This is a genomic window from Muricoccus vinaceus (assembly GCF_042433125.1).
Classification (GTDB): domain Bacteria; phylum Pseudomonadota; class Alphaproteobacteria; order Acetobacterales; family Acetobacteraceae; genus Roseomonas; species Roseomonas vinacea.
The window spans coordinates 240,766-267,055 of record NZ_JBHLVZ010000002.1 but is presented as its reverse complement, the minus strand read 5'-3'; the positions used below and the strand labels follow the sequence as shown (position 1 = coordinate 267,055).

Here is a 26,290-nt window from a genome sequence, read left to right as displayed (position 1 = left end):
GCGATGGGGCACACGCTCTCGACGCTGGCGTATCTCGTCGCGTCCGTTCTGTTCATCCTGGCGCTGAAGGGGCTTTCGCATCCCTCCACCAGCCGGCGCGGCAACATCATGGGCATGGTGGGGATGGGGATCGCGATCGTCGCGACGCTCGCCCAGCCCGGGATGCGCATGGGCGGGATCGGGCTGATCGTCGCGGGGCTGGCGATCGGCGGCGGGATCGGCGCGGTGGTGGCCAACCGGATCCAGATGACCTCGCTGCCGCAGCTCGTGGCGGCCTTCCACTCGCTGGTGGGCCTTGCCGCGGTGTTCGTGGCGGCGGCGGCCCTTTACGCGCCGCAGAGCTTCGGCATCGGGGTTCCCGGGGCCATCCACGGGCAGTCGCTGGTGGAGATGTCGCTGGGGCTGGCGATCGGCGCCATCACCTTCTCGGGCTCGGTGATCGCCTTCGCCAAGCTCGACGGGCGGATGTCGGGGGCGCCCATCCTGTTCAACGGGCAGCACTACCTCAACGCGGGGCTTGGCGTGCTGCTGCTGGTGCTGATCGCCGCCTTCGTCATGACGGGCGGCAACCTCGCGCTGTTCTGGCTGATCGCGCTGCTGTCCTTCGGGCTCGGCTTCCTGCTGATCATCCCGATCGGCGGCGCGGACATGCCCGTGGTGGTGTCCATGCTGAACAGCTATTCGGGCTGGGCGGCGGCGGGGATCGGCTTCACCATCGGCAACCTGCTGCTGATCGTCACGGGCGCGCTGGTCGGCGCCTCCGGCGCCATCCTGTCCTACATCATGTGCAAGGGGATGAACCGCTCCATCCTGAACGTGCTGCTGGGCGGCTTCGGTGCCGAGGCGGGGGGCGCGGCCGCGACCGGGCCAGCGGGGCCGGCGCGGCCCGTGAAGTCGGGCAGCCCGGAGGACGCGGCCTACATCATGAAGAACGCCGGCAAGGTCATCATCGTGCCCGGCTACGGCATGGCGGTGGCGCAGGCGCAGCAGGTGGTGCGCGAGATGGCGGACCTGTTGAAGAAGGAAGGCGCGACGGTGGAATACGCGATCCATCCCGTGGCCGGCCGCATGCCCGGCCACATGAACGTGCTGCTGGCCGAGGCCAACGTACCGTATGACGACGTGCACGAGCTGGAGGAGATCAACCCCGAATTCGCCGAAGCCGACGTGGCCTACGTGATCGGGGCGAACGACGTGACCAACCCGGCGGCCAAGACCGACAAGTCCTCCGCGATCTATGGGATGCCGATCCTGGAGGTCGAGCGGGCGAAGACGGTGTTCTTCGTCAAGCGCGGCATGGCCAGCGGCTATGCGGGCGTGGAGAACGAGCTGTTCTTCCGGGACAACACCATGATGCTGTTCGGCGACGCGAAGAAGGTGACGCAGCAGATCGTGCAGGCGCTGCAGAAGTAGCTTCGGTCCAGTCCGTCGCGCGGGAAGGCCGGGGAGGAATCCCCGGCCTTTCCTGTTTCTAGCCCGCCCTCTGGCGCTGGCCGCGCGCGCGGCCGGCTTCAATCGGCGCGAGCGGCGCGGGTGCCGCGGGCGAGAGGCGGCGGGCGACCTCCGCCTCCAGGCTTTCCAGCAGGGCGTCGCGCATGCCGTTGCGGCGCAGGGTTTCGGCCGCTTCGAGCAGGTGGCCGGCCGCGGTGCCGCCCGGGCCGCCGGCGGTGGCCAGGGTATCGGCCACGACGCCGACCGGGAGTTCCCCGGCATAGAGCGGGTGATCGCGGCGGGGGAGGAAGCAGAGCGCGCGGATGGGCGCGCCGCCGCCGTCGCGCGAGCGGGTGAGCAGGGAATCGCGCCACTCGGGACGGTGGAAGCCCGGGGCCATTTCCTGTCTCCAGACCGGCCAGAGATGGCGTTCGACGGCCGGGCCGGGGAGGTGGAGCAGCAGGCCGGCGCAGGCGAGGGCCGGTGCCTCCTCCAGAGCCAGGGTCAGGCCGGGGGAGGCGGGGGTGCCGCGGTCATGGGTGTCGCGAAGGGTGTAGCGGCGTGCCAAGCCGGGCAGGCGGGCGGGCGAGACGATGTCGGGCGCGGCCTCGGCGAACCGCCACATCAGGGCGCCATAGGCGAAGACCCAGAGGCCCAGGGCAGGGTCGCGCCCGTGCAGGAAGACCTGCATCTCCGCCTTCAGGCGCAGCTCGTCGGGTGGGGGCGCCGCGGGGCCGGGGAGGGGCTGCGGCACGGCGCGCGCGATCAGGTCCTGGGAGAGCTGGGGCATGGGGTGGTCCGTGGTTCCGGCGGGGGAACGCCCGGGAGGGCGCAGGGTTCGGCCGGCCGCGGCGCGCTGCCGCTCGACCCCGGAGAAAAGGCGTGCTGCCATGCGGCCTTCCCTTTCGAGGATCAACCCCGATGCGGCGGCGACAGGTTCTTTCGGGCGCGGGTGGCGCGCTGGCCGCGCTGGCCGCGCCGCGTCCCGGGCAGGCGCAGGGGGCGCGGGTGCTGCGGTTCATCCCGCAGGCGGACCTTTCCACGCTCGATCCGCACTGGAACACCGCCTATGTCACGCGCAACCACGGCTTCATGGTGTTCGACACGCTTTACGGGACCGACGCCGACTTTGCGCCCCGTCCGCAGATGGTCGAAGGCCATGTGGTGGAGGATGACGGTCGGCGCTGGACGCTGACGTTGCGCGAGGGGTTGCTCTGGCACGACGGGACGCCGGTGCTGGCGCGGGACTGCGTGGCCTCGATCCGCCGCTGGGGCAGCCGCGACGGCTTCGGGACGACCTTGCTGGCGGCGACCGACGAGCTTTCCGCCTCCGGCGACCGGCAGATCGTGTTCCGGTTGAAGAAACCCTTCCCGATGCTGCCGAACGCGCTGGGGAAGTTCGGCGTCTTCATGCCGGCGATGATGCCGGAGCGCCTGGCGAGCACCCCCGCCACCACCCAGGTGCCGGAGATCGTGGGTTCCGGACCCTTTCGCTTCGTGGCGGGGGAGCGCGTGCCGGGCGCGCGGGTGGTTTATGCGCGGAACGAGCGCTACGTGCCGGCACCGGGTGCCCCGAGCGGCACGGCCGGGGGCAAGGTGGTCAACCTGGACCGGGTGGAGTGGCTGACCACGCCCGATCCGGCGACGGCGGCGGCGGCGTTGCAGGCCGGGGAGGTGGACTGGTGGGACTTCGCCACGCCCGACCTGCTGCCGCTGCTGCGGCGGAACCGGAACGTGACGGTGGGCGTGCTGGACCGCGCGGGCTACGGCGCTAGCTTCCGGATGAACCACCTGCACGCGCCCTTCAACAACCCGGCCGTGCGGAGGGCGGTGCTGGGCGCGGTGGACCAGTCCGACCTGATGATCGCCTGCGCCGGGAGCGACCCGGCGATGTGGCGCGTGCCCTGCGGCGTCTTCACCCCGGGCACGCCGCTGGCCAACGACGTGGCGCTGGACGTGCTGAGCCGCCCGCGCGACCTGGACCGGTCGCGGCGCGAACTGGCGGCGGCGGGCTACAAGGGCGAGCCGGTGGCCTTCCTGGTGCCGACGGACCTGCCGCACGTGAACGCCATGAGTGAGGTGATGGCGGACACGCTGAAGAAGATCGGCATGGCCGTGGACTATCAGGCGACGGACTGGGGCTCGGTGCTGACGCGGCGCGGCAGTCGGGCGCCGGCGGGACAGGGAGGCTGGAGCGCCTTCGTCACCTTCAGCGCGGGGGCCGACAATGCGACGCCGGCCGCGCACACGCTGCTGCGGGCGAATGGTGGGACGGGATGGTTCGGCTGGCCGGACGATCCCGACCTGGAGTCGCTGCGGGCCGAATGGTTCGACGCGCCCGACGCGACGGCGCAGCGGGCGGTGGCGGGGCGCATCCAGCGGCGCGCCTTCGAGACGGTGCCCTTCGTGCCGCTCGGGCAGTATTTCCAGGCAACGGCCTATCGGAACACCCTGAGCGACGTGCTTCCCGGCTTCGCCACCTTCTGGAACCTGAAGAAGTCGGGCTGAGAACGCACCAACGCCGCGGTTCGCGGGGGTTTATCCCCGCGCCGCGGCATCCGGCGTCATCGGTGTTCCCCTTCCCGATGGAAGGGGAGAGGGCTCAGAAGCCCTCGCGCTCCAGGCGCTTGCGCTCGACCTTGCGGGCGCGGCGGACGGCCTCGGCAGCCTCGCGGGCGCGGCGCTCGGAGGGCTTCTCGAAGTGGCGGCGGAGCTTCATCTCGCGGAAGACGCCCTCACGCTGCAGCTTCTTCTTGAGCGCCTTGAGCGCCTGGTCGATGTTGTTGTCCCGAACGACGACTTGCACGCGGCAACGTCCTCCTTGCCTGGAGATGGTTGTGAATGGCCGAACGGCCGGATGGATTTCGAATCCGTCCGGCGAAGGTCCGGCGGTCTAGCACGCGGCTTGCGCCGGGTGGAAGCCCGAAAGCTGGGAAAGCCCGGGAACGGGCTCCCCCTGGTGACGAATCCGGGTCGAGCCCCAACATGCGGGCGGGGGCAGGGTTGCCCCCGGCATGCATGGGAAGACGATGGCCATCCTGAAGATCGCCCGGCTGGGCCATCCGGTGCTGCTGCGCCGGGCGGAGCCGGTGGAGGACCCGACCACGCCCGCCATGCGGCGGCTGGTGACCGACATGGCCGAGACCATGGTCGATGCCAACGGGCTGGGGCTGGCCGCGCCGCAGGTGCACGAGCCGCTGCGGGTCTTCGTGATGCGGGACGGCAACCGCGTCTTCGCGCTGTTCAACCCGGAGATCACCGCGCTGACCGAGGAGCGGGAGGCGGCTTGGGAGGGGTGCCTTTCCATTCCGGGGCTGCGGGGCGAGGTGACAAGGCCCGTGCGGGTGGCTTGGCGCGGCCTCGACGCCAAGGGCAAGGCGGTGTCGGGCGAGGCGGACGGCATGGCCGCGCGCGTGATGCAGCACGAGTTCGACCATCTGGAGGGATTGCTCTACCCGATGCGGATGGCCGACCTCTCGCGGCTGGGCTTCAACGAGGAGCTTTCCCGCTACGCCGCCGGCGAGGGGAAGGTGGCGGCGGGGAAGCCGGGCAACAGGAAGGACGTGAACCCTTGATCGAGCGCAGCCCGGAGCGGGACGCGGCCATCCTGGCCGCCCTGCCGCATGTGCCTCACCTGGGTTGGACGGAGGCGGCGCTGGAGGCCGGGCTTCGGGACATCGGCGAGGAGCCGGCCGCGCATCGCTGGCTGTTTCCCCGCGGGCCGGTTGGCGCGGTGGAGGCCTGGGTGGACCTGGCGGACCGGCAGATGGAGCAGGCCGCCTCCGCAGAGGCGCTGGACGGGCTGCGGACGCCCGCGCGGATCCGGCGGCTGATCGCCATCCGGCTGGAGCAGGCGGCCCCGCACCGGGAGGCGCTGCGGCGCGGACTGGCGCTGATGGCCCTCCCTTGGAATGCCGCCGCCGCCGCACGGAGCCTGGCGCGGACGGCCGACTCGGTCTGGGCCGCGGCGGGGGACCGCTCCGCCGACTTCTCCTGGTACACGCGGCGGGCGACCCTGGCCGGCGTCTATGCGGCGACCCTGGCCTATTGGCTGAGGGAGCCGGTCGGCGTGGAGGCGGCTCTGGAGTTTCTTGACCGGCGCCTCGCGGGCTTGGCGCGGATGGCGCGGGGCCAGCGTGGCTGAGATGCTCCTCGCGGCCTGAGCGGCTTGCCATGGCATTTGCGCCACGGGCGCTAAACCTTTGGCGTCGTTGGACCCTGGCTTGAAGTTGCCGCGTGCATCGTGACCTGCGACTGGGTAGATGTGCTGCCGGGGGCGGGGTGGCCGCCTCGGTTTACCTCGGGAGAACCCGGTTCAGATGTCGTCTCGCTTCCTCGCTGCCGGCCTCGCGGCCGCGCTTTTCGCGACCCCCGCCCTTGCCCAGACCTGCGTGCAGCCGGCCGAGAAGGCCGCGTTCGACGTGCGCGCGCTGCAGAGCCAGCTCATGGTCGCCGCGCTCTCCTGCCAGCAGGAGGACCAGTACAACGCCTTCGTGAACCGCTATAAGAGCGAGCTCGGCGGCGCCTATCGCGGGATCAACGCCCATTACCGCCGCACGGCGGGCGCGCGGGGGCAGTCCTCGCTGGACGGGTACATCACCTCGCTGGCGAATGCGCAGTCGCAGGACGGTATCCGCCAGGGCTCGAACTTCTGCCGCAACGTCGCCCCGCTGTTCACCGTAGCCCTTGCCGCGCCGAACAGTTCCGAGGCGCTGGCCAGCCTGGCCGTGAAGAACAACTTGGCCAACCCGCATGGCCGCAGCGAGTGCACGACCGCGGCGTCCGCTCCGGCCGCGCCGGAGCGCCGGCAGGCGGCGGTGCGGCAGGTGTCGACCCGCCCGTCGCGCTGATCCCACGCTTCCACCGGTTTTCTTCCGAAGGGCGCCGCAAGGCGCCCTTCTTCGTTTCCGCTGCATGATCCGGGCTGTGCGGGGCGCAAAAGAAAAGGGGCGGGACCTCGCGGCCCCGCCCCCCTTCGTTCTCCGTGAGGAGAGGTCGGCCTGCTCAGCGCAGGACGATCTCCACGCGGCGGTTCTGCGGCTCGCGCACGCCGTCGGCGGTCGGAACCAGCGGACGGCTCTCGCCGAAGGCCTGCACCGAGATGGCGCCACGGGCCACGCCACGGCGCGTGAGCTCGGCGGCGACGGCCTCGGCGCGGCGCTGCGACAGGCGCTGGTTGTACTGCGGGGTGCCTGAGCGGTCGGCATGGCCGGCCACCTCGATGCGGGTGGTGCCCGTGGTGCTGGACGCCTGCGCGGCCTCGGCGATGATCTGGCGGGCGCGGTCCGTCAGGTCGGCGCGGTCGAAGTCGAAGAACACCAGGTAGGTGCGGGCGGGCGCCGGGGCGGCGGCGGCGGGCGCCGGGGCAACGGCCACGGCGGCGACGGGGCGCGGCGCGTTGAAGGCGTAGCGCAGACCGATCAGGGCGGAGTGGTTGAAGTTGTCCACCTCGACGCGGCCGCTGCCGAGCACGGCGCCGGTCTGGCGGGCGCTGCCGCTCGAACGGCGGAAGGTCGCGTCCAGCTCGGGCGAGAGCGTGCCGAGGAAGCGGTATTCGGCGGTGAGCGCCAGGCCCGGGACGCCGAGGTTCAGCGCCACGCCGGCGATGCCCTGGTAGGCGAACTGGCCCTCGCGGTCGTCGATCACCAGCTGGGTGCCGTTGGTCGACCCACGGACGCCGTCATACTCGTGCCACACGTAGCCGGCGCCGGCGCCGAGGTACGGGGTCACGGGGATGCCGGGGATGGTGAAGTCGTACAGCACGTTGCCCATCGCGCCGTAGGAGCGAGCGCGGCCACCCTGGAAGGCGGGGGTCGGCGCGCCGTTGATGCGCAGGTCGCCGTGGTTGTTCTCGCGGTAGTTGCCCTCGGCCTCGAGGCGCAGGCCGTTGCCGAAGCCAAAGCCGATGCTGCCGACGCCGACCCAGCCGGTGTCGAAGTCGAGGCTGCCGGCGCGGCCGAGGTTGGTGTTGTTGGGACCGACCACGTCGATGTCGGTCTTCTGCAGCCAGTTAAAGCCGGCGCCGCCGGCGATGTAGATGCCGGTGACAGGCTGGGCCTGCGCGGCAAGCGGCAGCGACATGATCGTCGCGGCCAGAAGGGCCTTCTTCAGGCTCATGAGATGTGAACTCCCGATCCACCAGGGCGGCGCTGCGCGGGGGTCAGGTGGTTCCCGATTCCGGCGCGGCGTCGCCACTGTGTATCATCGGGGTTATGGCCGCGCATCGCGCCAGCGGGGCGTTGCGCCAGGGTTTCAGGTCACTGTGGCGGATGCGACACAGCCCACCCTGGCATTTCGGTCACAGATGGGAGAGCAGCGCCGATTCCGGGCTGGACGCAACGGTTTCGCGCGGAAAGACCCGAGTCACGTGGCCCATTTTCCGGCCCGCCCGGGCTTCCGCCTTGCCGTAGAGGTGCAGCGAAACGTCCGGCACCCCGGCGATGGCGGGCCAGCGCGCGATTCCCTCGGGGCCGACCAGGTTGCGCATGACGGCGTCCGCGTGGCGCGCGGTGGGGCCCAGCGGCAGGCCCGCGACGGCACGGGCGTGCTGGTCGAACTGGCTCGCCTGGCAGGCGTCGATGGTCCAGTGGCCGGAGTTGTGCGGGCGCGGCGCGATCTCGTTCCCCAGCAGGCTGCCATCGGAGAGCAGGAAGAACTCCACCGCCAGCACGCCCACGAGGTCCAGGGCCTCCGCCACCGCCGCGGCGTGGCGGCGGGCCGCGGCGGCGGACCCCGCCGGCACGCGTGCGGGGGCGAAGGAAAGGTCCAGGATGTGGTGGGCGTGCCGGTTCTCCACCGCGTCGTAGGTGGCGGTGGTGCCGTCCAGCGCGCGGGCGGCGATGGCGGAGATCTCGGCGGCGAAGGGAACGAAGGCCTCTGCGATCAGCGGGTGGGGGGAAAGGCGGTGCAGGGCCGCCTCGGCCTCCTCCGCGCTGCGGACGATCGCCTGTCCGCGGCCGTCATAGCCCAGGCGGGTGGTCTTGAGCACGGCGGGCAGGCCCACCCTCGCGAGGGCGGCCGGGAGGTCGGCGGCGGAATGGATGGCGGCCCAGGGGGCCACGGGCACGCCGGCCTGCTCCAGGAAGGCCTTCTCCACCAGACGGTCCTGGCAGGTGGAGAGGGCGCGGATGCCGGGGCGGCAGGGAATGCGGGCGGCCAGGTGGTCCAGCGTGGCGGCGGGAACGTTCTCGAACTCGAAGGTGACGGCGTCCACGGCGGCGGCGAAGCGGTCCAGCGCGGCCAGGTCCTCGTAGGAAGCGATCGTGGTGGCGGCGGCGACCTGGGTGCCGGGCTCGCCGGGCGTGGGCGAGAAAACGTGGGAGCGGTATCCGAGCCGGGCCGCGGCGAGGGCCGTCATGCGGCCGAGCTGGCCGCCGCCGAGGATGCCGATGGTGGCCCCGGGGGGCAGGGGAGGCGTCAAGCGGGAAGGTCCGGGACGGAGGAGGTCTGGTTGGCGCGGAAGGCCTCGACCCGCTCCGCGAGGGCGGGATCGGACAGGGCCAGGATGGCGGCGGCGAGGAGGGCGGCGTTGACCGCCCCGGCCCGGCCGATGGCCAGGGTGCCGACCGGGATGCCCGCGGGCATCTGCACGATGGAAAGGAGCGAATCCTGGCCGCGCAGGGCGTGGCTTTCCACGGGAACGCCGAGCACGGGCAGGCGGGTCATGCTGGCGGTCATGCCCGGCAGGTGCGCGGCGCCGCCGGCGCCGGCGATGATGACCCGGAGGCCCCGCCCGGCGGCGCCGGCGGCGTAGTCGGCCATGCGCTGCGGGGTGCGGTGGGCGGAAACGACGCGGCACTCGTGGGGGATGGCCAGGGCCGAGAGGGTTTCCGCGGCGTGGCGCATGGTCTCCCAGTCCGAGCGGGAGCCCATGATCACGCCCACCACCGCGCCCTCCGGGGAAGGCGTGCCCTCCGCGCTCACGCGATGATGTCCGGGACGAGGCGGCTTTCCAGCCAGGAGATCTCGTCCTTCAGCTTCAGCTTGCGCTTTTTCAGGCGCTGGAGCTGGAGCTGGTCGTGGCGGCTGTCCTCGAGCCGGGCGATGACGGTGTCGAGGTCCCGGTGTTCGCTGCGCAGCTCGTGCAGGCGGCGGAAAAGGCTGTCGCGTTCGGCGAGCATGGTCCCCCGGATCGAAACGGGCGGCCCCTTCCTCCGGCACGTTCTGCCGGGTGGTCGGGCGCGTTGATAAGGGCGTGAGATTGTTCACGCCTCTCTTCGCGCTTCCCATATCATCTCCCGCGCGGCGGTGACAGACGCCGCGCGGCGGCGTGCATGCGGGGGGGGAAGCCCCGTGCCCGGTGCCCGCGCCGCACGACAGTGTCAAAGACCGAACTTGGCAGGATAAGGATTAAGCGCATGCTGAACCCGCACCGGCTCCAGTCGCTCAAGGACCGTCACACCGCGCTCGATGCGCGGATCATGCAGGAGGATGCAAGGCCGCAGCCGAACAGCCTCGAGCTGGCGCGCCTGAAGCGGGAGAAGCTGCGGCTGAAGGAGGAGATGGAGCGTTTCGAGGCGCAGCGGCTGATGCCGCAGTAGCGCCTGGCGCGCCGGGCGTTCCGGCCTTGGCATGACGAAGGGGCGGGTCCTTGCGGGCCCGCCCCTTTTGCGTCGGAAGCCGGGTGGCGGGCGGCCGGATCAGGCCGCGTCGTCCTCCACCGCGGTGGGCACGGGCTGGGCGCCGATGGAGATCACCAGGGCGTTCAGGTCGCCCTGGGTGCAGAGGCCGAGGATCACGGGGTCGCGCGGCTTGATGTTGGCCGAGTTCCAGTGGCTGCGGTCGCGCACCTTGGCGATCGTCTCCTTGGTGGTGCCGAGGAGCTTGCCCACCTGCGCATCGGTGAGCTGCGGGTAGTTGCGGAGCAGCCAGGCGATGCCGTCCGGCCGGTCGTTGCGCTTGGCCACCGGGGTGTACTTGGCCCCCTTGCCCCGCATCTTGGGCTGGGGAAGGCTGGACTGCATCATCACGAGGCGGGCGTTCGGATCGGCCTCGCAGCGGACGATCTCCTCGCGGGCGAGCTGGGCGTTGGCGACGGGGTCGTAGCCGACGATGCCCTGCGCCACCTCTCCGTCCGCGATGGCCTGGACCTCGAGGGGGTGCATGCCCACGAAATCGGCCACCTGGTCGAAGGTGAGGGAGGTCTTGTCGATCAGCCACACGGCGGTGGCCTTGGGCATCAGGGGCGTGGACATGTCGAGGGGCCTCGTCGCGCCCCAGCGGGGGCGGTCGTCGCGGAGGGGGGCCGCCGGGGGCGGTGGGCCCCAGGCGTGTCGGGTCGGCATATAGAGACGGGGATGGGGCCGGTCAAAGCCGGAAGGAGATGAAGATGATGATGGAGGAGGACGCGCGGCCGCGGCCGGTGGCGGGGAGCTTCGCCCCCGCGGCGCTGGCGGAATGGTCCGAGGACACGCTGCGGGCCTATGTGGAGGCTCTGCGGGCCGAGATCGCGCGGGCGGAGGCGGCCATCGCGGCGCGGTCGGCGCAGCGGGCGGCGGCGGACGCGTTCTTCCGCAGGCCGGAATAGTATCGCACGGGCATGAGAAAAGGGCCGGCGGATCGCTCCGCCGGCCCTCCTCAATCGTGGACTCGCTGCCGCGATCCCGGAGATCAGGCCGCCTGGGCCTGGCCCTCCTGGCTGTTGGCGGCCTCGGAGCGGCCCTCGAGCGCGGGCTGCTCAGGGCGGCCGCGGCCGATCGCGATGCGGCGGGGCTTCAGGGCCTCGGGCACCTCGCGCCGGAGCGCGACGTGGAGCAGGCCGTTCTCGAGATCCGCACCCTCCACACGGATGTGGTCCGCGAGAACGAAGCGGCGCTCGAAGGCGCGGCCGGCGATGCCACGGTGGAGGTAGCGGCCCTCGTCCTGCGCCTGCGGAGCGCGGCCGGCGATGAGCAGCACGTTGTCTTGGGCGGTGATCTCGATGTCGTTCTGGCCGAAGCCGGCCACCGCCATGGTCAGCGTGTAGGCGTCATCCGCCGTACGCTCGATGTTGTAGGGCGGGTAGGACGGGGCTTCCGCCGCGGCGCGCGCCGTATCGGCCAGGCGGGCGAGACGGTCGAAGCCGATGGCGGTGCGGAAGAGAGGGGAGAAGTCGAGAGAGTTCACGAGAAACCTCCTGCTGGAGCAAGGTCATCGATGGACTGATGCAAGGCTTCCCGGCGTGTTGCACCCCCGATTGGGCCGTGCCTGCCATTCCGCCTCGCGCCGGCGACCCCGTTGGGCATCGCCGACAGGCCCGAAATGGGAAAAGGGCCCCGGCGCTTCAAGCGCCGGGGCCCTGTCCGTCATGCACTGTCTTCAACCCAGCCTTGCGGCCGGCGCAAATCAGGCCTTGCGGGCGCCGATGCCCGCGAACTTCTTGTTGAACTTGGCGATCTGGCCGCCCGTGTCCATCACGCGCTGCACGCCGGTCCAGGCCGGGTGGGACTTGGGGTCGATGTCCAGGCGCAGCGTATCGCCCGGCTTGCCCATGCAGGAGCGGGTCTTATAGGTCGTGCCATCGGTCATGATGACATTGATTTCGTGGTAGTCGGGGTGGATGTCGGACTTCATCGGGCTTGTTCCATGCACTGTGGCGCCGCCGATGCCGACCGGAAGCGCGAGACGCGGCGTTTAGCGGGCGGGGACCGGCGGCGCAACCATTCCGACGCGGGGCAGCGCTCAGGGCTGGATGGCCGCGGCCTGCGGGCTGGGGGGCGGCCCGGCATCCTCGAGGTCCGCGGACCAGACATGCACCAGGCCTTCCGCACCCTCGGCCCGGCCGCGGAGCTTGGAGCGGGCCGCGACCTCGATCCGCGGGCGGAGGCGCTGGAACTCGGCCATCACATCCCTGGGAAGGTTGGAGAAGCGGCCCGCCGCGTCCTGGATCGCGGCCTTGGAAACCGAGCAGGCGATGGTTTCGCCGGCTTCCACCACTTCGAAGAGGATGCGGTCGTGGCGCCAGCGCGCCGGCTGGGCCGGCGTCGCGGCATCCCCGGGGACGCCCTTCGCCAGGGCCTGGGGGAGCCCTGCGGGCGGCACTGCTTGGATCATGCGTGAGGTTAGCGCGGCGCGGGCGGATGGCGGGCGCACGTTCCCGGCATGAGGCCAGTTGGGCGCGGCGCCGCGGGCGCATGAAAAGCGGCACAGCTTTCCACTTGCGCGGAAGCGATTACGGGGCGGAGCGCGTTGGCGCTGCTGATTAACCTATGAGGCGCCGCCATGACGCTCCGCCCGAAACCGCCACGACCGGGCTCCGGGTCTGCCGATCCCTTCGACCTCTGGCTCCAACGGAGCTTCCACCAGGCCTACGACCCCGTGCTGGAGGAAAGCGTACCCGAGGACCTGCTGCGCCTGTGCAGCGACAGCCGGACGGAATGGGTGGCGATGAAGGATCGCTGGCTGAAGGCGGCCCCCGGCGAGGGGGAAGGCGAGGGCGACGCCGGGGGCGGGGGCGGCGCCGAGGGAGAGGCACGCCCCCACGGCGCCTGAGAACGAAGCGCGTGGGCCGGGCGTGAGGGGGCGGTGGACGGCGGCGTGCCGTTGACCGCGCCCGCCGCGCTGCCAGACTGGTCCCCGCAAGGTCGGGGGAAACAACAGCATGCGCCTTCAGGGCAAGGTCGCGCTCGTCACCGGGGCGGCGTCGGGCTTCGGCGAGGGGATCGCGCGGGAATACGCGGCGCAGGGGGCGAAGGTGGCCGTGGCCGACCTCAACCTGGAGGGCGCGAGGCGGGTCGCGGGCGAGATCGGCGGGGTGGCGCTGGGGGGCGACGTGGCCCGCGGCGGCGACGTGCAGGCCATGGTGGATGGGACGGTCTCGGCCTTCGGCGGACTGGACATCGTCGTGAACAACGCCGGCTGGACCTACCGGAACCAGCCCTCGCTCGACGTGGCGGAGGAGGAGTTCGACCGGGTCTTCGCGATCAACGTCAAGTCGGTGTTCCTGATGGCCCGCTCGGCGCATCCGGCGCTGATGGCGCGCGGCGGCGGGTCCTTTATCACCATTTCCTCCACCGCCGGGCTCCGGCCGCGGCCGGGGCTGACCTGGTACAACGGCACCAAGGGGGCGGTGAACGTGTTCACCCAGTCGCTCGCGCAGGAATGGGCGAAGGAGAACATCCGGGTGAACGCCGTCTGCCCGGTGATGGGGGTGACGGGGCTGACCTCCGCCTTCATGGGGGTGGAGGACACGCCGGAGAACCGCGGGCGCTTTCTGGCGACCATCCCGATCGGGCGGCTTTCCACCCCCGCCGACATCGCCAATGCCTGCGTCTGGCTGGCCGAGGACTCGTCCTCCTTCATCACGGGCGTGCTGCTGCCCGTGGATGGCGGGCGCTGCGCCTGAGGGGGGCGGCGCGAAGGATTGGCGGCGCGCGGGGCCGGGTCTAGGGAGTTCGGGCCGCACCGCAGCCCGCGCGGGCGGCGAACCCCTTTGGCGCGCGGGCCGGGTGCGGCGATGAACATCCTCTCGATCCAGTCCTGGGTCGCCTACGGCCATGTCGGCAATGCCAGCGCGGTTTTTCCGCTCCAGCGGCTGGGGGCGGAGGTCTGGGCGCTGAACACCGTTCAGTTCTCCAACCACACGGGCTACGGCGCCTGGCGGGGGCAGGTGTTCGGGGCGGAGCTGATCGGCGACCTCGTGCTCGGGATCGAGGAGCGCGGGGTGCTGGGCGGGTGCGACGCCGTGCTGTCCGGCTACATGGGCGATGCCGCGATCGGGGAGGCGATCCTGGGTGCGCTCGGGCGGGTGCGGGCGGCCAATGCGGAGGCGGTCTATTGCTGCGACCCCGTGATCGGGGATGTGGGGCGGGGGGTCTTCGTGCGGCCGGGGATCCCGGAGTTCATGCGCGACCGGGCGCTGCCGGCCGCGACCATCGTGACGCCGAACCACTTCGAGCTGGAATGGCTGGCCGGGACCACGGTTTCCACGTTGGATCAGGCGAAGGCGGCGGTGCGGGGCCTGCAGGCGCGGGGGCCGCGCTCGGTGCTGGTGACGTCGCTGCGGGTGGAGGACACGCCGGCGGACAGCATCGACCTGCTGGCGGCGGAGGGGGAGGATTTCTTCCGCGTGCGGACGCCGCTGCTGCCGATCTCCGTGAACGGGGCGGGAGACGCCATCGCGGCGCTGTTCCTGTTCCACCGGCTGCGCTGGGGAGATGCGCGGGTGGCGCTCTCCTCCGTCGCGTCCTCCATCTATGGCGTGCTGAAGCGGACGTCGGAGGAGGGGTCGCGGGAGATCCTGACGGTGGGCGCGCAGGACGAGTTCGTGCGGCCGAGCCAGATCTTCACCGCCGAGCCCTGCTGAGGGGCACCCGCTGGCGCGCGGCTTGCAAACTGCCCGGGACGCGCCGCGCAGCGGGTGATTGCCCGCGACGGCCGCGCGCGTCCATGATCGGGGGCGCCGAAGGCCCCAAACGGAGATATGCCATGCTCATCCCCCGCCGCCTCGCCCTCGGGGGCGCGCTCGCCATGCCCTTCGTCTCGATCGGCGGGCGGGCCGCCCTGGCGCAGCAGACCTTCGAGTTCGTGGCGGGGTCGCTGGGCGGCGGCTGGTACACGATGGGTGCCGGCATCGCGGCGCTGGCCAAGGACGAGGCGGACCTGCAGATCCGCGTGGTGCCGGGCGGGGGGCTGGCGAACCCCACGCGCATCAACAACGGGCAGTCGCAGATGGGGTGGGGCATCGATGCCTTCACCGCCGCGGCCGTGCGCGGCGAGGAGCCCTATCGCGCGAAGCACGACAAGATCCGCACGCTGGGAACCGGCTATTCGCCCACCGAGCACAACTTCGTCCGCGCGACGGAGAAGCCGCTGGAGGACATGCGGGCGATCCTGACGCAGCGCGGGCTGCGCATCGGCTGCCCGCAGCGCTCCTCGACCGACGAGATGACGCTGCAGCGGATCATGAAGTTCTGCGGGACCTCGCCGGAGAAGATCCGGGCGGAGGGCGGGACCTATCTCAACGGGTCCTACAACGACATCGCCGCGGCCTTCGGCGACGGGCAGGTGGACTACCTGTACTGCGCGCTGGCCAAGCCGGCGGCGATCCTGACCGAGCTCGGCACCGGGCGGCGCGCGGCGAGGCTGGTGGCCTTCCCCGACGACGTGCGCAAGCACCTCATCGACACCTACGCCTATAACCAGGGCGTGCTGCCGGCCTCGGCCTATCCGGCGCTGCAGACCGCGGACCTGCCCGTGACCACCATGGACAGCGTGATCGTGGTGCACGAGACGGTGCCGGAGGACGTCGCCTACAAGCTGACCAAGGTGCTGATCGCGGCCAAGGGCGCGCGGCTGACGCAGATCCACGCCTCCATGGCGGCCTATGACCCCGCGGAGGCCTGGAAGTACGCGGGGGCGCCGCTGCATGCGGGGGCCGCCAAGGCGTATCGCGAGGCCGGCGTGATGCCGGGCTGATCGGCGGCACCGTGCGCGCGCTGAAGGGTCCGCTCGGGCCGGTGCTGTCGGGCTGGCTGGCGCTGGCCGCGGCGGTCCACCTTTATTTCGGGGGCGTGGGCTTTCCCGAGCCGATCGCCATGCGGGCCTTTCACCTGCTGGCCTTCGTGCCGCCGATCTTCCTGCTCTGGCCGGCGCGCGCGGGCAGTCCCGCCGAGCGGCCGAGCTGGGCCGACTGGGCCTGGTTCGCCGCCGCCGCCGCGCCGCATCTCTGGGTGTGGTGGAACGCCGGCGCGGTGTCGGACCGCATGGAATACGTGGACGACTTCACGCCAATGATGTCCGTCATGGCGGTGCTGGCCATCGTGACGCTGCTGGAGGCGACGCGGCGGGCGGTGGAGCCGGGGCTGGCCTGGATGGTGATCATCAGCATCGCCTACATGGCGGTGGGGCACTGGATGCCCGGCGTGCTCAACACGCGCCCCTTCTCGGCGGGGGAGATCCTGGAGGCCTCCTGGCTCGTGCCGACGGCGGGGGGAGTCTATGGGCCGCTGACGGGGATCGTCGCGACCACCATCGCGGTGTTCATCATCTTCGGCTCCTTCATGGCGGGCAGCGGGACGGGGCGGCTGTTCAGCAACCTCGGCGCGGCGGCGGCGGGGCGCTTCACGGGCGGGCCGGCGAAGGTCGCGGTGATCACCTCCGGCCTGTTCGGGACGATGAGCGGGTCGTCGGTTTCGAACGTCATCACCACGGGGGCGATGACCATCCCGCTGATGAAGCGGATCGGCTACCGGCCGGCGGTGGCCGGAGGGATCGAGGCGGCGGCGAGCGTCGGCGGCGCGATCATGCCGCCGGTGATGGGGGCGGCGGCCTTCGTGATGTCGGAGATCACCAACATCGCCTATGGCGAGATCGTGGTCGCCGCCGCCATCGGGGCGGTGCTGTACTACTTCGCCATCCTGGCCGCCGTGCATTTCGAGGCGAAGCGGATGGGGATCGCGCCCATGCCCGCCTCGGAGATCCCGCCCTGGCGTGAGGTGCTGGCGGATGCGCACCTCGTGATCCCCATGGGCGTGCTGGTCTACCTGATGATGGAGCGGTGGTCGGGCAACTACGCGGCCTTCTGCGCGACGCTTTCCATGATCGCGATCGCGATGTTCCGGCGCCGCACGCGCATGTCGCCGCGCGCGATCTTCGAGAGCCTGGTGAACGCGGGCCTGACCATGGCGCCGCTGGCGGTCGCCATCGCGGGGGCGGGGATCGTGGTGTCCGCGCTGACGGCGACGGGCATGGTCGTGGCCTTCGGCGGGATCATCAAGGACATCGCGGGCGGGTCGCTGCCGCTGCTGCTGATCCTGCTGGCGCTGACCGTGCTGGTGCTGGGAATGGGGCTGCCGACCACGCCCTCCTACATCATCGCGGCCGCGATCGGGGTGCCGCAACTCGTGGCCATGGGCGTGGAGCTGCTGCCGGCGCACCTGTTCCTGTTCTATTTCGCGGTGCTGGCGGATGCGACGCCGCCCGTGGCGGCCGCGGCCTTCGCGGCGGCGTCGATCGCGAAGGCCGGGCCGACGATCACCAGCCTGCACGCGACGCGCTTCGGCATCGCGGGCTTCACCGTGGGGTTCGCCTTTATCTACGACCCCGGGATCATGATGCGGGGCGGGCTGGCGGAGATCCTGCTGGCGACCGCGATCCAGGTGGTGGCGCTGGTGGCGATCACGGCCTCCTATGCGGGGTTCCTGCTCTCGCCGCTCGGGCCCGTGCCGCGGGTCGTGCTGGGGGCCGCGGGGGTGGCGGCGGCCTTCGTGCCGGCCATTCCCGGGCCGGGGCGGCTCGCGCTGGCGCTGGCCGCCATGGGGCTGGCCTGGGCCATGGGACGGGCGGCGCGGCCGGCGGCGCTGCGTCCGCTCTGAGGGCCGGCCGGTGCCGTTCACCACGGCCGGCCGGCCTCCGGGGCCTTCCGGCGCTGGCGGCGATTGCGTCGTTCGTCGGCTAAGCCGTGACAGGTGGGACGGCGCTCAGGCGCTGGCCAGCATCACCACGCCCAGGCTGATCAGCGCCACGGCCGCGATCTTCTGGGCGCCGAGTGCTTCCCCGAAGGCGAAGTGGCCGACCATCACCGCGATCACGTAGGAGAAGGCGGTGCAGGGCAGGGCCACCGACATGGGGATGCGGCGCAGCGCCACGATGTAGAGAAGCGCCGCGCCGCCATAAAGGCCGAGGCCGACCACCGTGTGGGAGCGGAAGAGCTGGGTTACGAAGCCGCCCTCGCCCGTCGCGCCGGATTTCAGCAGGATCTGCCCGGCGATGGATGTGGCGATGGCGAAGGCCAGCGCGACCCAGTGGGCGTTCATGGGGCCTCTCCCGGCGTGGGGGGCGACACGGGCCGGGCGCGCACGACCTCCCGCACCACGCCCTGGGGCGTGCCGTTGGCCGACAGGAAGGAGCGGCCGACATATTCGCCGAGCACGCCGAGGATCAGGAACTGCACGCCGGAGAGAAGCAGCGTGACGGTCATGGTGGAGGCCCAGCCCGACGGGGTTTCCCCGGTCATGGCTTCCGCGATCACGAAGAGGGCGGCGACGATGCCGAGCAGGCCCATGGCGATGCCGGCGAAGGTCGCCAGCCGCACCGGCAGGAGGGAGAAGTTGGTGGCCAGGTTCAGCCAGAGGCGCACGAGGCGGGTGATGGTGTAGTTGCTGCGCCCCTCCATGCGCTTGAGGTGGCGGACCTCGATCGAGTCGATGCGCTGGGTGACCTGCATGATCAGGCCGTCGATATAGGGGTAGGGGCCGGCGTAGCGGGCGACCTCGCGCACCACCAGCGCGCTCATGCACCGGAAGGAGGAGAGGTAGAGGCCACGGGGCTTGTCCAGCAGCAGGTCGGCGACGCCGTTGGCGAAGCGGCTGCCCAGGTTGCGCCAGCCCTCGTGCTCCTTCACGGCGTAGCGGGTGTAGACCACGTCCCAGCCGCGGCCCTCGGGGCCGCCGAGGCGGGCGTGGTCGTAGAGCTTCAGCACCTCCTCGGGCGGGTTCTGCAGGTCGTCGTCCATGGTGATGACGTAGCTGCCGCGGGCAACGCGGAGGCCCGACATGACCGCGTTGTGCTCGCCGAAGTTCCGGGCGTGCTCCACATAGGTGAGCGGCACCGTGGCCTCGGCGGCGAGGCGCCGGCAGACCTCGGCCGAGTTGTCGGGGGAGCCGTCGTTGACCAGCACGATCTCAATCCCGCCGGCGGGGCGCAGCGCCGAGAGGGCGGCGACGAGGGTGCCGACGGTGCTCGCACCCCGATAAACCGGCACCACGATGGAGAGGCCGACCGGCTCCGGGCCGGGTTCAGCGGCGGGGCCGTGCTGCCCCGCCGTTTCGGGCAGGCGGAGGCCGTGCAACGGGGCTTGCCGGGCTGCGGGGGCGGCCGGGGGCGCCGTGAGGAGCTCGGGGCGCATGGCGTGCGGGTCCTTCAGGGTCGGGTCGCGGCCAGCAGCACGGAGCCGCCGGCGGGAAGGGAAGGGGCGGCGCGGCGCTCGATCTCGGTGACGCCGTGCAGGAGGCGGTCCACCCAGGGCGGGAAGCTGCCGACGTCGCTGGCGTGGCCGCTGCCGCGGGCCAGGACCTTGCGCTGGAGGATCATGAGGGGCAGCAGCAGCCCGTTCCAGTAGCGGGCGGACACATGCGTGAAGCCGGCGCCGCGCAGCAGCGCGGCGGCGCGGCGGGCGGTGTAGCGCCGCGCGTTGTGCACGCGGACGTCATGGGCGGAGAACATCCACTCATAGGCCGGCAGGTTCAGCACCAGGGTGGCGCCGGGGGCGAGCACGCGGCGCAGCTCGGCCAGGGCGAGGGCCTGGTCGGCGCCGGCATGGGACAGCACGTCCACGGAGACGGCCGCGCCGAAGGCGCCGTCGGGGAAGGGGAGCGCGTTCACCGTGCCCGCGGTGACGGGGCGGCCGGACTTGGCCGCGGCGCGGCCGGCGGCGCGCGCGTTGTAGTCCAGGCCGAAGGAGTCGCGGGGGCTGGCGGTGCCCAGGCGGCGCAGGAAGCCGCCGGTGCCGCAGCCCGCGTCCAGCAGGGGCAGGGAGGCGATCCCCGGCCGCGACGCCAGGGTGTCGATCAGCCGGGCGTGGACGGCGCGGTACCACCACATGCCGTCCTCGGCGGCGTCCATCAGGGTGTATTCGGCGTCTTCCAGGGCGGGGCTCGCTGGGATGGGGCAGGGTGCCCGGGCTGGGCATGACGGGCTTGTGGCAGCGGCTTTGGGCGTGGACAAGGCAGCCGCGCCCAGGGCGTGCCGCAATCTTGGGCTAGAAAAGATTGATACGGGGTAGCAAGGTCCTCCCTCCCCGGTGATGGCAGCCAGGAACCATGCCCGAACCCGCCGCATGAACGCACCCGTTCCCCCCTCCCTTCCGGCCCAGGCCGCCTCCCTCACGCGGGGCATGGCGGCGCCGGTCCCGGTGCTGCGCGCCGAGGCCTCCCAGGCGCGGCTCTGGCGGCTGGTGGCGCTGGTGCCGGCGGTGCTGTTCCTGCTGACCGTGCTGTCCCCTCCGCTCAACCACGACGTGGCGGCGGTGCTGAACTTCTCGCAGCGCTGGCTGGCGGGGCAGCGGCTCTACTCCGAGCTGATCGACGTCAACCCGCCACTCATCTTCATCTTCAACCTTCCGGCGGCCTGGCTGGCCACCGTGACGCCGCTGGATGGGCCGCGGGCGCTGCTGCTGCTGCTGCTGCTGCTTTGCGGCCTGGTGTGGTGGCTCTCGGCCCGGCTGCGGGCGGGGATGGTGGAGGGCCCGGTGGAGGCGGCGGTGCTGGTGGCGCTGGTGCCGCTGGCGCTGGTGTTGCCGGGCTACGACTTCGGCCAGCGGGAGGTGCTGATGGGCACCGTGGCGATTCCCTATGCGCTTCTCGCCTCGCGCCGGATGCAGGGCGCCGGCACGGAGCGGTGGCTGATGCTGGGGGTGGCCGTGCTGGCGGCGCTCGGATTCGCGCTGAAGCCGCATTTCCTGGCCGTGCCGCTGCTGGTGGAGGCGGCGGTGATGCTGCGGCGGGGCTGGCGGGGCATCTGGGTCACGCTGGGCGACCCCGTACCCTGGACCATGGCGGCGGTCTGGGTGCTCTACCTCGCCTCCATTCCCCTGCTGTTCCCCGATTTCTTCGGGCATGTCGTGCCGCTGGTCTGGGACTACTACGTGGATCTCGGCGGGCTCTCGGCCTGGGGCGTGCTGCTGACGCCGAACATGGCCGGGGCCGGGCTCCTGCTGGGGCTGGTCTCCGTTCTCTGCTTCGTCAGGCGCTTCGGGCCCCTGGTGCTGGCGCTCTGGGCGGCGACGGCGGGGGCCTTCGTTTCGGCGGCGGTGCAGCACAAGGGCTGGACCTATCATGTCGCGCCCGTCTTCATGCTGGCGGGGCTGACCGCCGGGCTGATCGCGGCGCGCTGGCTGGACGGGGTGCTGCCGCCGCGGCGGGCGCGGCTGTCGGCGGGGCCGCTCGCGGCCGTGATGGCGGCGGTGCTGATGCTGGGCATGGTGCGTGGGGGCGAGGCGCCGTTCCGGGAGATCGGCTACGAGAGCGACAAGGGCGGGCGCCTGACCGCCTGGCTGCGCGAGCATGCCTGGAACGAGCGGCTGCTGATCCTGACGCCGGACATCTGGCCGATCTATCCGGCGCTGAACTATTCCAACAGCCAGTCCACGCTGCGGTTCATGAACCTGTGGCTGCTGCAGGGGGTGAACCAGCGCTGCCCGGAGAACGGGGAGCGCTACCGCGAGCCCTGGGAGATGTCGCGGGCGGAGTTCTTCGTCTACCGCACCGTGGCCGAGGACTTCGCCTCCGCCCCGCCCTCGGCGGTGCTGGTGACGCGGCATGTCGGCATCCCCTGGTGCGGCAAGGAATTCGACTTCATCGAGTATTTCGGCCGCCACCCCCTCTTCGCGGAGGCCTTCCGGAGCTACCACCAGCAGGGCGAGATCGAGGGCTACAAGCTCTACGTCCGCGAGGACTGAGGGGCCGGGCCGGCCGAGGGCCCGGGGCGGGGGGAAGGCGCATGGCGTTCGAGGACTATGTGGGGCGGGAGGAGGTGCGGGAGGACCGCGCCGACGCGCGGCTGGCGCATGGCATGGCGGCGACCCTGGGGCGGGAGCTGGCCGGCGGCGAATGGCCGGCGCTCTGGCACTGGATGCTGTTCCAGGACTGGCGGATGCCCGATGAGATCGGGCCCGACGGCCATCCGCGCCGGGGAGGCTTCCTGCCGCCGGTGCACGACCTGCCGCGGCGGATGTGGGCCGGGGGGCGGGTTTCCTTCCGGGCGCCCGTGCGGACGGGCGACGCGCTGCGGCGGGTGAGCACCATTCTTTCCGTGAAGGAGAAGGCGGGCGGCTCCGGGCGGCTGGTCTTCGTCACCGTGGGGCATGTGCTGCACGGGCCCGGGGGCGTGCTGGTCGAGGAGGAGCAGGACATCGTTTATCGCGGGGCCGAGGGGGCGGCGGTGAAGGCCGCGCCGGCCGCGCAGGCCTGGGAGGGGGCGCTGGAGGCCTCGCTGGTGCCGGACCCGGTGATGCTGTTCCGCTATTCCGCGCTGACGGGGAACGGCCACCGCATCCACTACGACCACCCCTACGTGACGGGCGAGGAAGGCTATCCCGGGCTGGTGGTGCACGGGCCGCTGATGGCGACGCTGCTGGCGCGGCACGCGCTGGACCTGGCGGGGCCAGGGGCGGCGCTGGCGCGGTTTTCCTTTCGCGGGAAGCGGCCCTGCTTCGACGGGCGGCGCCTGGCGCTGCTCGGGCGCAGGGACGCGGAGGGCGTGGTGAGGCTGGAGAGCCGGGACGAGACGGGCGCCACCTGCCAGGAGGCCGAGGCCTTCCTTGCCTGACGAACGCGAGCCCGGGGAAACCGGGCAGGATCACCAAAGCGGGGGGCCGGCGGCGCCGCGGCCGGCCCCTCTTCCCACCGCGGCCGATCCGTCGGCCGGGAGCTTCGCGACGGGGGTGCCGGAGGAGGCGCTGCGGGGGATCGGCCTGATCGCGGCCGGCTTCGGCATCGTCACGGTCTCGGATGCGGCGGTGAAGTGGGTGCTGCCGGAGATCGGGGTCGCCGTGGCCATGATGGTGCGCGGCGCGCTGGGCGCGCTCACCGTTCTGGTGCTGGCGGGCGGCTTCCGGGTCCGTGCCGTGAACCGGCGGCTGGTGGCGGCGCGGAGCCTGCTGCACTGCGCGGTGACGGTGACCTTCTACCTCGCCTGGCTGCGCGGGATGGCGCTGGGCGACAGCTACGCGGTGGCGGCCGTGGCGCCGCTGGTGATGACGGTGCTGGCGATCCCGCTGCTGGGGGAGAGCGTGGGGTGGCGGCGCTGGCTTTCCACCTTCGTGGGCTTCGTCGGCGTGCTGGTGATGGTGCGGCCCGGCGGGGACCTGTGGCGCTGGGAGGCCGGGCTGCTGCTGGGCGGCGTGGTGTTCATGGCGGTGACGCGGATCTGGACGCGGGTGCTGGCGCGGACGGACCGGCCGGCCACGATCGCCTTCTGGCTGATGGTGGCGCACATCCCCTTCGGCTTCGCCATCCTGCCGGTGTTTCCCGCGATCGGCTGGCCGTCCTGGAGCGGATGGGTGGCGATCCTGTTCGTGGGGATCGGCAACGGCTCGGCGCATTTTCTTTTCGCCCGCGCCTTTGCCCTCGCCCCGGTCGGGGTGCTGGCGCCCTTCGAGTATTCCACGCTGGTGATGGGCACCATCGTGGGCGTGATCGTCTGGGGCGACGTGCCGGCCTGGAGCACGGCGGCGGGGGCCGCGATCGTGGTGAGCGCGGGCCTCTACAACCTTCGGCGCGCGCAGATCCGGGCGCGGGAGGCGCGGGCCGCGGCGCCCGCGCGGGGCTGATGGTGTTGCGCCACGACATGCGGCGGGGGGCGCTGCTGATGCTCGGCGCCACCGCCTGCTTCGCCGTCATGGGCGCCGTGGTGAAGGTGCTGAGCGCGCGGCACGCCTTTCTGGAGCTGATGTTCTTCCGCAACGCCTTCTCGCTGCCGATCGTGCTGGCGGCGGGGCTGCGGACGGGGGCGCTGCTGCGGACGCGGCGGCTGGGCGGGCACGCGGTGCGGGCGGTTTCGGGGCTGATGGGGATGGGCTGCGCGTTTCTCGCGCTGTCGATGCTGCCGCTCGCGGACCAGACGGCGCTGAACTACACGCAGCCGCTGTTCATCATCCTGCTGGCGATCCCCTGGCTGGGGGAGCGGCCGGGACCGGCGCGCTGGGCGGCGGTGCTGATCGGCTTCGCGGGGGTGCTGGTGATCGCCGCCGGGCAGGGGCTCGGCACCGGGGCGGGGCTGCTGGCGGGCTACGGGGTCGCGGCGCTCGGCGGGTTCTTCGGCGCTCTCTCGACCATGCTGGTGCGCCAGCTCTCGGCCACGGAGGCGAGCACCACCATCGTGCTGTGGCAGGCGCTGCTGATGACGGGGATGACGGCCCTGGCGCTGCCGCTGGTCTGGACCACGCCGGGCTGGGCGGATCTGGGGCTGCTGGTGCTGATGGGGCTGATCGGCGGCGTGGGGCAGGTGCTGAACACCGAGGCCTTCGCCAGCGCGCAGGTCTCCTCCCTCGGGCCCTACACCTATACGGGGTTGCTCTGGGCGGGGTTGCTGGGCTGGCTGGTCTGGGGCGAGGCGCCGGGGCTGGCCATGCTGGCGGGCAGCGCGCTGATCGTGGGCGCCGGTTTCCTGGTGCTGCGCGGCGAATACCGGGGACGGGCGCGCTGAGGCGCGGGAAAGCGCGCTTGCGCGCGGGAAAACGCGCTTGCGCGCGGGAGGGTACGATGAATCCTGAGTTCCGGCGCGACGATCCGTTGTTGGCGGGGGAGGTGGAATGGGTCTCGCCGGGGGTGCGCCGCATCCTGTGCGGCAATCCCGGGCCGTTCACCTTCCGCGGCACCAACACCTACCTGATCGGACGGGGCGAGGTGGCGGTGCTGGACCCCGGGCCGGTGGATGCGGCGCATCTGGCTGCCATCCTGCGGGCGGTGGAGGGGGAGCGGGTGTCGCGGGTGCTGGTGTCGCACACGCACCGGGACCATTCGCCGGGGGTGGCGCCGCTGGTGGCGGCGACGGGGGCGGAGACGCTGGGCTTCGGGCCGCACCTGACGCCTGCCGGGGAAGGGGGCGAGGGCGGGGACCACGCCTTCTCGCCCGACCGCCGGCTGGCGGATGGCGAGGCGGTGGAGGGGGATGGGTGGCGCCTGGTGGCGCTGCACACGCCCGGGCATTGCGCCAACCACCTGTGCTTCGCCCTGGAGGCGGACGGGGCGCTCTCGCCGCCGGGGGTGCTGTTCAGCGCGGACCATGTGATGGCCTGGTCCACCAGCGTGGTCTCGCCGCCGGATGGGAACATGGCGGACTACATGCGCTCGCTGGAGCGGGTGGCGGCGCGGGAGGACCGGCTGCTGCTGCCCGGGCACGGGCCGGCGCATGGTGAACCGGCGGCGTTCCTTGCCGCGCTCATCGCCCACCGGCGGGAGCGGGAGGCGCGGGTGCTGGAGGCGCTGCGGGGCGCGGGCGGGGCGGTGGAGGCCGCGGCCCTGGTGCCTGCCGTTTATGGGCCCGTGCTGGAGCCGCGGCTGGCGCCGGCCGCGGCGCGGAGCCTGCTGGCCCATCTGGTGAAGCTGGCGGGGGAAGGGCTGGCCTCGCGCGAGGGCGAGGGGTTCCGCGCGCTCTGACCGCTACTGCGCGCGCTCCAGCCGGCGGGTGTCGCGGCCCTGGTACCAGATCAGGGGGCGGGTTTCGCGTTCGTGCTCCGGCAGGGCCATCAGGTCCCGGAACTCGCCGAGGACCTTGGCCGTGATGGGCGCCAGCTCGTGCGGCGGGGTTTCCCCCACGGGGTAGTAGGCCAGGTGCTCCAGCTCGCCCGTGCCGCCGATCGTTCCGGAAGCGGTTTCGGCAGGGGCCATCAGGAAGCGGGCGTTGAAGCGGACGGGGCTCATCGCGGGCGTCAGGGCGCGGCAGAGATAGCGCAGGGGGGCGAGTTCCGCGTGGAGGCGGCCGGCTTCCAGGCTGCCGAGGACCAGGCCGGTTTCCTCGTGCAGCTCCCGCACCGCGGCGATGGCGATGGCGCGGGCCAGGCGCGGGGCGGCGCGGAGTTCGAGCGCGCGGCGGGTGTGGGGTTCCAGCTCGGAGGCGGCGGGGGCGGTGCGGTCCTCGGTATCCACACGCCCACCGGGGAAGACGAGGCGGCTGGGCATGAAGCGGTGCTTCACGCTGCGCACGCCCATCAGGACCTCGAGCCCCTTCGGGCCGTGGCGCCACAGGAGGAGGGTGGAGGCGTCGCGCGGGCGGACGGTCCTCTCCGGGCGCGTCTCGCCGGCCGCGGTGAAGTCGGTGGGACGCATGGGAGGGTTCATGGGGCGTCCTTTCCGGCTGGTGCGTGGCGGTTCTAGGGCGGGGCCGGGAGGGGAGGAAGCGGGTGGGGCGCAGGCAGTCGCGAACGGCTCGCAAGCGGTTGTTT

At 72.1% G+C, this 26,290-nt stretch carries 31 protein-coding genes; 17 read left to right on the top strand and 14 right to left on the bottom strand.

Going from position 1 to position 26,290, the window contains the following annotated elements:
* Nucleotides 1-3 precede the first annotated feature (3 nt).
* Nucleotides 4-1,413 (top strand): NAD(P)(+) transhydrogenase (Re/Si-specific) subunit beta, encoded by a 1,410-nt coding sequence (locus tag ACFFIC_RS03015; protein WP_377048577.1) that lies wholly within the window; start codon nt 4-6, stop codon nt 1,411-1,413.
* Nucleotides 1,414-1,471: 58 nt separating this feature from the next.
* Here ACFFIC_RS03015 and ACFFIC_RS03010 read toward each other — a convergent pair whose 3' ends face one another.
* The gene (locus tag ACFFIC_RS03010; protein ID WP_377048576.1) at nt 1,472-2,323 is read right to left on the bottom strand and encodes a gamma-glutamylcyclotransferase; all 852 of its coding nucleotides are present in this window, start codon (nt 2,321-2,323) and stop codon (nt 1,472-1,474) included.
* Between the two features lie 29 nt (nt 2,324-2,352).
* Between ACFFIC_RS03010 and ACFFIC_RS03005 the strand changes: the two genes are divergently transcribed.
* Entirely contained in the window at nt 2,353-3,939 is a 1,587-nt protein-coding gene (locus ACFFIC_RS03005) for an ABC transporter substrate-binding protein (RefSeq protein WP_377048575.1), read from the top strand.
* A 94-nt stretch (nt 3,940-4,033) separates the two neighbouring features.
* On the opposite strand, the gene rpsU is transcribed toward ACFFIC_RS03005, so the two are convergent.
* Nucleotides 4,034-4,237, bottom strand: a complete 204-nt coding sequence (rpsU, locus tag ACFFIC_RS03000; protein WP_043829268.1) for a 30S ribosomal protein S21 — start codon at nt 4,235-4,237, stop codon at nt 4,034-4,036.
* 223 nt (nt 4,238-4,460) lie between these two features.
* Between rpsU and def the strand changes: the two genes are divergently transcribed.
* The 3 genes from def to ACFFIC_RS02985 all read left to right on the top strand — a co-directional run bounded on the left by def (nt 4,461) and on the right by ACFFIC_RS02985 (nt 6,281).
* The gene (gene def / locus ACFFIC_RS02995; protein WP_377049259.1) at nt 4,461-5,006 is read left to right on the top strand and encodes a peptide deformylase; all 546 of its coding nucleotides are present in this window, start codon (nt 4,461-4,463) and stop codon (nt 5,004-5,006) included.
* Nucleotides 5,003-5,575: a COQ9 family protein gene (locus ACFFIC_RS02990; RefSeq protein WP_377048574.1), complete on the top strand. Its 573-nt coding sequence runs from the start codon at nt 5,003-5,005 to the stop codon at nt 5,573-5,575. Before def ends, ACFFIC_RS02990 begins: the two co-directional genes overlap by 4 nt.
* A gap of 175 nt (nt 5,576-5,750) precedes the next feature.
* Nucleotides 5,751-6,281, top strand: coding sequence for a hypothetical protein (locus ACFFIC_RS02985; RefSeq protein WP_377048573.1), 531 nt, complete (start codon nt 5,751-5,753; stop codon nt 6,279-6,281).
* Nucleotides 6,282-6,435: 154 nt separating this feature from the next.
* Here ACFFIC_RS02985 and ACFFIC_RS02980 read toward each other — a convergent pair whose 3' ends face one another.
* The 4 genes from ACFFIC_RS02980 to ACFFIC_RS02965 all read right to left on the bottom strand — a co-directional run bounded on the left by ACFFIC_RS02980 (nt 6,436) and on the right by ACFFIC_RS02965 (nt 9,551).
* A complete protein-coding gene (locus tag ACFFIC_RS02980; RefSeq protein WP_377048572.1) occupies nt 6,436-7,548 on the bottom strand; it encodes an OmpA family protein in 1,113 nt (370 codons plus the stop codon).
* 181 nt (nt 7,549-7,729) lie between these two features.
* Nucleotides 7,730-8,851, bottom strand: a complete 1,122-nt coding sequence (locus tag ACFFIC_RS02975; RefSeq protein WP_377048571.1) for a 5-(carboxyamino)imidazole ribonucleotide synthase — start codon at nt 8,849-8,851, stop codon at nt 7,730-7,732.
* On the bottom strand, nt 8,848-9,303 hold the full coding sequence (purE, locus tag ACFFIC_RS02970; protein ID WP_377049258.1) for a 5-(carboxyamino)imidazole ribonucleotide mutase: 456 nt from the start codon (nt 9,301-9,303) through the stop codon (nt 8,848-8,850). Before purE ends, ACFFIC_RS02975 begins: the two co-directional genes overlap by 4 nt.
* Nucleotides 9,304-9,350: 47 nt before the next feature.
* Nucleotides 9,351-9,551, bottom strand: a complete 201-nt coding sequence (locus ACFFIC_RS02965) for a YdcH family protein (RefSeq protein ID WP_377048570.1) — start codon at nt 9,549-9,551, stop codon at nt 9,351-9,353.
* A 237-nt stretch (nt 9,552-9,788) separates the two neighbouring features.
* Between ACFFIC_RS02965 and ACFFIC_RS02960 the strand changes: the two genes are divergently transcribed.
* Nucleotides 9,789-9,971 carry a YdcH family protein gene (locus tag ACFFIC_RS02960; RefSeq protein ID WP_377048569.1) on the top strand — a complete coding sequence of 61 codons (183 nt, stop codon included), beginning with the start codon at nt 9,789-9,791 and terminating at the stop codon, nt 9,969-9,971.
* Nucleotides 9,972-10,070: 99 nt separating this feature from the next.
* Here ACFFIC_RS02960 and ACFFIC_RS02955 read toward each other — a convergent pair whose 3' ends face one another.
* The gene (locus ACFFIC_RS02955) at nt 10,071-10,625 is read right to left on the bottom strand and encodes a DUF1013 domain-containing protein (RefSeq protein ID WP_377048567.1); all 555 of its coding nucleotides are present in this window, start codon (nt 10,623-10,625) and stop codon (nt 10,071-10,073) included.
* A gap of 134 nt (nt 10,626-10,759) precedes the next feature.
* On the opposite strand from ACFFIC_RS02955, the gene ACFFIC_RS02950 reads away from it, so the two are divergent.
* Entirely contained in the window at nt 10,760-10,957 is a 198-nt protein-coding gene (locus ACFFIC_RS02950) for a DUF1192 family protein (protein ID WP_377048566.1), read from the top strand.
* Between the two features lie 83 nt (nt 10,958-11,040).
* On the opposite strand, the gene ACFFIC_RS02945 is transcribed toward ACFFIC_RS02950, so the two are convergent.
* The 3 genes from ACFFIC_RS02945 to ACFFIC_RS02935 all read right to left on the bottom strand — a co-directional run bounded on the left by ACFFIC_RS02945 (nt 11,041) and on the right by ACFFIC_RS02935 (nt 12,450).
* Nucleotides 11,041-11,535, bottom strand: a complete 495-nt coding sequence (locus tag ACFFIC_RS02945) for an Hsp20 family protein (RefSeq protein WP_377048565.1) — start codon at nt 11,533-11,535, stop codon at nt 11,041-11,043.
* A gap of 219 nt (nt 11,536-11,754) precedes the next feature.
* On the bottom strand, nt 11,755-11,982 hold the full coding sequence (gene rpmE, locus ACFFIC_RS02940) for a 50S ribosomal protein L31 (protein WP_377048563.1): 228 nt from the start codon (nt 11,980-11,982) through the stop codon (nt 11,755-11,757).
* A gap of 108 nt (nt 11,983-12,090) precedes the next feature.
* Complete coding sequence (locus tag ACFFIC_RS02935) at nt 12,091-12,450, bottom strand: DUF1488 family protein (protein ID WP_377048562.1); 360 nt, start codon at nt 12,448-12,450, stop codon at nt 12,091-12,093.
* Between the two features lie 180 nt (nt 12,451-12,630).
* Here ACFFIC_RS02935 and ACFFIC_RS02930 point away from each other — a divergent pair, with 180 nt between their 5' ends.
* The 5 genes from ACFFIC_RS02930 (at nt 12,631) to ACFFIC_RS02910 (ending at nt 17,723) form a co-directional block, all read left to right on the top strand.
* Nucleotides 12,631-12,900, top strand: coding sequence for a hypothetical protein (locus ACFFIC_RS02930; protein WP_377048560.1), 270 nt, complete (start codon nt 12,631-12,633; stop codon nt 12,898-12,900).
* Between the two features lie 109 nt (nt 12,901-13,009).
* Complete coding sequence (locus ACFFIC_RS02925; protein ID WP_377048559.1) at nt 13,010-13,753, top strand: glucose 1-dehydrogenase; 744 nt, start codon at nt 13,010-13,012, stop codon at nt 13,751-13,753.
* 111 nt (nt 13,754-13,864) lie between these two features.
* Nucleotides 13,865-14,713: a pyridoxal kinase PdxY gene (gene pdxY, locus ACFFIC_RS02920; protein WP_377048558.1), complete on the top strand. Its 849-nt coding sequence runs from the start codon at nt 13,865-13,867 to the stop codon at nt 14,711-14,713.
* 122 nt (nt 14,714-14,835) lie between these two features.
* Entirely contained in the window at nt 14,836-15,825 is a 990-nt protein-coding gene (locus tag ACFFIC_RS02915) for a TAXI family TRAP transporter solute-binding subunit (protein WP_377048557.1), read from the top strand.
* Between the two features lie 11 nt (nt 15,826-15,836).
* On the top strand, nt 15,837-17,723 hold the full coding sequence (locus tag ACFFIC_RS02910; RefSeq protein WP_377048556.1) for a TRAP transporter permease: 1,887 nt from the start codon (nt 15,837-15,839) through the stop codon (nt 17,721-17,723).
* A gap of 105 nt (nt 17,724-17,828) precedes the next feature.
* On the opposite strand, the gene ACFFIC_RS02905 is transcribed toward ACFFIC_RS02910, so the two are convergent.
* The 3 genes from ACFFIC_RS02905 to ACFFIC_RS02895 are packed head-to-tail and all read right to left on the bottom strand — an operon-like array spanning nt 17,829 to nt 19,971.
* Nucleotides 17,829-18,164 carry a DMT family transporter gene (locus ACFFIC_RS02905; protein WP_377048555.1) on the bottom strand — a complete coding sequence of 112 codons (336 nt, stop codon included), beginning with the start codon at nt 18,162-18,164 and terminating at the stop codon, nt 17,829-17,831.
* Nucleotides 18,161-19,255, bottom strand: coding sequence for a glycosyltransferase family 2 protein (locus ACFFIC_RS02900; protein ID WP_377048554.1), 1,095 nt, complete (start codon nt 19,253-19,255; stop codon nt 18,161-18,163). The genes ACFFIC_RS02905 and ACFFIC_RS02900 overlap by 4 nt, the downstream gene beginning before the upstream one ends.
* A 14-nt stretch (nt 19,256-19,269) precedes the next feature.
* On the bottom strand, nt 19,270-19,971 hold the full coding sequence (locus ACFFIC_RS02895; RefSeq protein WP_377048553.1) for a class I SAM-dependent methyltransferase: 702 nt from the start codon (nt 19,969-19,971) through the stop codon (nt 19,270-19,272).
* Nucleotides 19,972-20,185: 214 nt separating this feature from the next.
* Between ACFFIC_RS02895 and ACFFIC_RS02890 the strand changes: the two genes are divergently transcribed.
* The 5 genes from ACFFIC_RS02890 to ACFFIC_RS02870 are packed head-to-tail and all read left to right on the top strand — an operon-like array spanning nt 20,186 to nt 25,505.
* Nucleotides 20,186-21,805 carry a hypothetical protein gene (locus ACFFIC_RS02890; protein ID WP_377048552.1) on the top strand — a complete coding sequence of 540 codons (1,620 nt, stop codon included), beginning with the start codon at nt 20,186-20,188 and terminating at the stop codon, nt 21,803-21,805.
* A 41-nt stretch (nt 21,806-21,846) separates the two neighbouring features.
* Complete coding sequence (locus ACFFIC_RS02885) at nt 21,847-22,674, top strand: FAS1-like dehydratase domain-containing protein (protein WP_377048551.1); 828 nt, start codon at nt 21,847-21,849, stop codon at nt 22,672-22,674.
* Nucleotides 22,667-23,677, top strand: coding sequence for a DMT family transporter (locus ACFFIC_RS02880; protein ID WP_377048550.1), 1,011 nt, complete (start codon nt 22,667-22,669; stop codon nt 23,675-23,677). Before ACFFIC_RS02885 ends, ACFFIC_RS02880 begins: the two co-directional genes overlap by 8 nt.
* Nucleotides 23,677-24,552 (top strand): DMT family transporter, encoded by an 876-nt coding sequence (locus tag ACFFIC_RS02875; protein ID WP_377048549.1) that lies wholly within the window; start codon nt 23,677-23,679, stop codon nt 24,550-24,552. The genes ACFFIC_RS02880 and ACFFIC_RS02875 overlap by 1 nt, the downstream gene beginning before the upstream one ends.
* A 56-nt stretch (nt 24,553-24,608) precedes the next feature.
* The gene (locus ACFFIC_RS02870; protein WP_377048548.1) at nt 24,609-25,505 is read left to right on the top strand and encodes an MBL fold metallo-hydrolase; all 897 of its coding nucleotides are present in this window, start codon (nt 24,609-24,611) and stop codon (nt 25,503-25,505) included.
* Nucleotides 25,506-25,508: 3 nt separating this feature from the next.
* On the opposite strand, the gene ACFFIC_RS02865 is transcribed toward ACFFIC_RS02870, so the two are convergent.
* Nucleotides 25,509-26,186, bottom strand: coding sequence for an NUDIX hydrolase (locus ACFFIC_RS02865; RefSeq protein ID WP_377048547.1), 678 nt, complete (start codon nt 26,184-26,186; stop codon nt 25,509-25,511).
* Between the last annotated feature and the right edge of the window lie 104 nt (nt 26,187-26,290).